Origin of the sequence: Corallococcus sp. AB049A (assembly GCF_003668885.1) — a bacterium.
Classification (GTDB): domain Bacteria; phylum Myxococcota; class Myxococcia; order Myxococcales; family Myxococcaceae; genus Corallococcus; species Corallococcus interemptor.
The window spans coordinates 1-4,581 of the sequence record NZ_RAWL01000571.1 but is presented as its reverse complement, the minus strand read 5'-3'; the positions used below and the strand labels follow the sequence as shown (position 1 = coordinate 4,581).

The following is a 4,581-nucleotide window of genomic DNA, read 5'->3' as shown; positions in this document are numbered from 1 at the left end:
GGGCGGGGTGGGTGAAGCAGAACGCCAGCGCGTTCTCTCCGTTGCGCACGGCCACCGTCTTCCCGGCGGAGAAGGCCTGTGAAAACGACGGCTTGCCGGCCGGGTCGTACGTCACCGCCTCCGGACGGAACACCCGGGCAATCCACGTCGTCGTGGTGGTCGCCGGGTCCTCGCGGATGTTGCCCACGAAGATGCGCCCGTCCACCGTGGACGAGTGCCCGTTCGCCCCGAAGGGCGTCCCGATGCGCGTGTTCACCAGCGACGGCCGGCCCTCCGCGAACACCGCCCCGGGCAGCCCCGCGAGCGCCGTCCCGAGCAACACACCCAGCGCCCCACTAAGTGACTTTTTCATGGAAATAAGGTTAAGCCATTTTCATCCCTGGCCTGAAGGGGGCCGGGTTCCCGCTCCCTGTCGGGGCTGGACACACCTGCGAGGAAGACGATGGCGACGAGTGCCAGGAAGACGCTGTGGGCGCTGGCGGCGGTGCTGGGATTGACGGCCTGTGGTGAGGGCACGGCACCGGCTCGGGATGCGGCGCTGACGACGCCGGTGGTGGCGGAGCGCGAGCAGTCCGCCACGGCGGCGCCGCTGGGGCAGACGGTGTGGCTGAAGGCGTGTGCGACGCAGAAGTACGTGTCCGCGGACCGGAACCTGGGGGCGACGGCGCCGCTCGTGGCCAACCGCGACAGCGCGCAGGGGTGGGAGCAGTTCCAGGTGGCGGACGCGGGCAACGACTTCATCTCCCTGCGCGTGGTGGAGACGGGCCTGTACGTGTCCGCGGATCCGAACGCGGGTGGACAGGTGACGGGCTTCCGCACGGCGGTGGGTGACTGGGAGCGCTTCACCTGGGTGCCCTTCGCGGACGGCTCGGTGGGCCTGCGCGCCAAGAGCACGGGCCAGTACGTGTCCGCGGACGCGAACCAGGGGGCCAGCGCGCCGCTGTACGCGAACCGCGCCACGGCCGGCTGCTGGGAGGCGTTCTCCTTTGGCGTCGTGGGGGGCGGCGAGGACCGCTGGGTGCAGATCTGGAGCGACGAATTCGACGGCAACAGCGTCAACACGGCCAACTGGACGCCCAACACCACGGTGCACGTGAACAACGAGCAGCAGCAGTACACGAACTCCGGCGACAACATCTCCGTGAGCAACGGCACGCTGAAGCTCACCGCGCGCCTGCAGTGGAACAACGGCTATCCGTTCACCTCCGGCCGCCTGGAGAGCGCGGGCAAGCGCGAGTTCAGCCACGGCCGCGTCGAGGCGCGCATCAAGCTGCCGGTGGGCGCGGGCCTGTGGCCGGCGTTCTGGATGCTGGGCAATGACATCAACTCCGTGGGCTGGCCCGCGTGCGGCGAGCTCGACATCATGGAGAACGTCGGTTACGGCGACTGGACGTCCGGGGCGCTGCACGGCCCGGGCTACTCCGGCAACACGCCCATCAACGGGCGCTTCTATCCGTCGTCCAGCGTGAGCAACTGGCACGTGTACCGCACGGAGTACTCGTCGTCGGACATCAAGTGGTACATCGACGGGGCGCTGGTGAAGACCACCACGCGCACGGAGGTGCAACGCTACGGCGCGTGGGCCTACGACAAGCCCCTGTACATCATCCTCAACCTCGCGGTGGGCGGCGGCTATCCCTTCGGCGTGAATGGCGCCTCCACGCCGTACTACGGCGTGCCGCAGTCCACGGTGGACCTGGTGCGCAACGCGCCGCAGACGATGGAAGTGGACTGGGTGCGCGCCTACCAGTGGCGGTAGGCTTGAGGGCATGACGCTCCCGCCCCTCCTCCTGCTGGCTGACAGCGCTCCGCTGTTCTGGCGCGTGGAGGGGCGCCCCTTCCTGGACTACGTGCGCGTGCTCACCGGCGCGGAGCTGCGCGTGCCGCCGGTGCGGGCCGCGTACCTGGGCGCGTCCAACGGCGACGTGCCGGAGTTCTACGACATCTTCGTCGCGGCCATGGAAGGCATTGGCCTCACGCGCAGCCGCAGCATCCCGGCCGCGCCGTCCAGCGAGGACCTGGCGTGGCTGAAGGAGGCGGACGTCATCCTGCTGGCGGGCGGCGACCCGCGCGTGGGCTGGAACGCGTTCCAGGCGCACGGCGTGGATGCGATTCTCCGCGAGCGGCACCAGGCCGGCGCCGTGCTGATGGGCGTGTCCGCCGGGGCCATGCACCTGGGCCTGGGCGCGTGGTGTGAAGACCTGCCCGGTGAGGGCGAGCCCTTTCCCACGCTGGGCCTGGTGCCCTACCTCATCGGCGTGCATGAGCCGCCCGAGTGGCCGGGCCTCAAGCTCGCCGTCCGGCGCATGGGGCTGCCCACGCGCGGGCTGGGCATTCCGCAGGGGGGCGGCGTGCTGCTGCACGCGGATGGCAGCGTGGAGCCCGTGCGGCAGACGGTGGTGGACGTGACGGTGGACGTGGAGGGGCGGCTGCATGAATCGCTGCTGATGCCTCCGGCCACGCCGTACCGGGGTGAGCCGCCCGAAGCGCCGGTGGACCGGCGGACGCTCCAGTAGGTGACTCCCTTCGTGAGGAACGTGATGGCGACGAGCACGGGCAGGACCGTGGCGGTCTGGGCGCTGGCGGCGGGGTTGTCCGCGTGCGCGGGGGCGCCGAAGCGCGCGGAAGCGGTGGCCGGGAGGGACGCCGGCTGGGTCCAGGTGTGGAGCGACGAGTTCAACGGCTCGGAGGTGGACGCGAGCAACTGGCGCATCCAGACCGACGTGCACGTGAACAACGAGCAGCAGCAGTACACGACGTCGCCGGACAACGTGTCGGTGAGCGGCGGCACGTTGAAGCTCACGGCGCGCTTCGAGACGGCGAATGGCTATCCGTTCACGTCCGGCCGGGTGGAGAGCGCGGGCAAGCGGGAGTTCACGCACGCCCGCGTCGAGGCGCGCATCAAGCTGCCGGTGGGCGTGGGGCTCTGGCCGGCGTTCTGGATGCTGGGCGCGGACATTTCCAAGACGGGGTGGCCGGCGTGCGGTGAGCTCGACATCATGGAGAACGTCGGTTACGGCGACTGGGTGTCCGTCGCGTTGCATGGGCCGGGCTACAGCGGCAACACGCCCATCAACGGACGCTTCCATCCGCGCACGCCGGTGAGTGACTGGCACGAGTACGGCGTGGAGACGTCGCCGGAGGCCATCCACTGGTACATCGACGGGGAGCGCGTGAAGACCTCCACGCGCGAGGAGGTGGAGCGCCACGGCGCGTGGGCCTACGACAAGCCCCACTTCATCATCTTCAACTTCGCGGTGGGCGGCGGGTATCCGGAGGGCGTGAACAAGACGAAGGAGCCGTACTTCGGCGTGCCTCGGTCCACGGTGGACCTGGTGCGCGCCGCGCCGCAGACGATGGAAGTGGACTGGGTGCGCGTCTCCGAAAAGCGCTGACGCCATCCCTCCAACGGGGGATGGTCCGCACCGCGACAGGGTTTCTAGGGTGTTCCTCCTCGGGAGGAACAAGCCATGGCGGTCACGGTGGTGGTGGTGTCGGGGCCCATCGGCGCGGGGAAGACGACCCTCGCGCAGGGGCTCGCGCGGCGGTTCGGCGCGCGGCATCTCCACTCGGAGGATTTCCTGCGGAAGCACGGCGGTGACGGTTCGCGGCGCGCTCGCCAGGAGCTGACCGTCACGCTGGACAGCAACACGGGTGGGCGCTGGTTGGCGGAGGACGTGCTCACGGCGCTGCACGCCTCCAGGCTGATCATCGTGGATGCCGCGAGCAGCGAGGCCCAGCTGGATGGCCTGCGCACGACTCCCGGGCTCCGCATCGTGCACGTCCACCTGGCGGTCCCCGAGCCGGAGCAGGCCTTGCGCTACGCGGGGCCCGACCCTTTCGAGGCAGCCTGGGCGCATCCCGCCGAACGCGCGGTGCACCCGCTGGCCTCGTTGGCGAATCTCGTGGTGGACACGGCGAGGACTCCGCCCGACGCGGTGCTCGTGCGGGTGGCCAGCCGGCTCGGGCTGTATGGGCGGCCCGGCGAACGGCTCGTGGACCTCATCATCCCGGGGCCTTCCGGCGATGTGGACCTGCGTCCGCTCACGGCGCAGCTCGCCCCCCACTACGCCGTCCTCCTCCGGTCGGCTCCGAAGCCCTCGCGCGAGGAACTGGAGGACGCCTTCGCCCGGGGCCACCGCGTGCTCGTCGAGGGCGCCGGGCCCTGCGCGAGCGGCTGTCTCCAGACAGCGGGCATCGCTCCGGGCCGGGTGCGGAGGACCGTCATGGTGTGCCGCTCGGAGGGCCACGCGTTCGACTGGGTGGGACTGCGCGAGGCGGCTTCACTCAACGCCCCCACGGACCTGGCGCTCGTGCTCGCGGGGGACCTGAGCGCGACCAACTGGAACGCCCGGCGCTTCGACCAGCTCACCGACGCGGCCCGTCATCACCTGGAGGAACTGGAGCGCGTCGCGGGTGCGCCCGTGTCGTTCCTCGCCCCCTCTCCCCAGGCCCGCCACCTCATCGAGCGGCGGCCCTGGTGAGCCGGGCGACCACGATTTTCCGAAGCGCTTTCTGTTTTTCCGCGCCGCGGTGTCCAGACAGCAAACGTTCCTGGAGCCCGTGTGCCCCTCCCCTTCC

Annotated in this window: 4 protein-coding genes and 1 pseudogene; 4 read left to right on the top strand and 1 reads right to left on the bottom strand. The window is 70.4% G+C overall.

What is annotated here, in order from left to right:
• A pseudogene (locus tag D7X55_RS36315) lies at positions 1-352 on the bottom strand (LamG domain-containing protein); the annotation flags it as partial.
• Positions 353-442: 90 nt separating this feature from the next.
• On the opposite strand from D7X55_RS36315, the gene D7X55_RS36310 reads away from it, so the two are divergent.
• The 4 genes from D7X55_RS36310 (at position 443) to D7X55_RS36295 (ending at position 4,484) form a co-directional block, all read left to right on the top strand.
• Entirely contained in the window at positions 443-1,759 is a 1,317-nt protein-coding gene (locus D7X55_RS36310) for a family 16 glycosylhydrolase (RefSeq protein ID WP_120551775.1), read from the top strand.
• A gap of 10 nt (positions 1,760-1,769) precedes the next feature.
• Positions 1,770-2,516, top strand: a complete 747-nt coding sequence (locus tag D7X55_RS36305) for a Type 1 glutamine amidotransferase-like domain-containing protein (RefSeq protein ID WP_120551776.1) — start codon at positions 1,770-1,772, stop codon at positions 2,514-2,516.
• A gap of 24 nt (positions 2,517-2,540) precedes the next feature.
• Entirely contained in the window at positions 2,541-3,395 is an 855-nt protein-coding gene (locus D7X55_RS36300; protein ID WP_121725425.1) for a family 16 glycosylhydrolase, read from the top strand.
• 75 nt (positions 3,396-3,470) lie between these two features.
• Positions 3,471-4,484 (top strand): AAA family ATPase, encoded by a 1,014-nt coding sequence (locus D7X55_RS36295; protein WP_121725423.1) that lies wholly within the window; start codon positions 3,471-3,473, stop codon positions 4,482-4,484.
• Positions 4,485-4,581: the final 97 nt, after the last annotated feature.

Excerpts from the sequence above, each read along its gene's own strand:
- D7X55_RS36300 (WP_121725425.1), top strand. The coding sequence starts at position 2,541 with ATGGCGACGAGCACGGGCAGGACCGTGGCGGTCTGGGCGCTGGCGGCG.
- D7X55_RS36295 (WP_121725423.1), top strand. The coding sequence starts at position 3,471 with ATGGCGGTCACGGTGGTGGTGGTGTCGGGGCCCATCGGCGCGGGGAAG.
- D7X55_RS36305 (WP_120551776.1), top strand. The coding sequence starts at position 1,770 with ATGACGCTCCCGCCCCTCCTCCTGCTGGCTGACAGCGCTCCGCTGTTC.
- D7X55_RS36310 (WP_120551775.1), top strand. The coding sequence starts at position 443 with ATGGCGACGAGTGCCAGGAAGACGCTGTGGGCGCTGGCGGCGGTGCTG.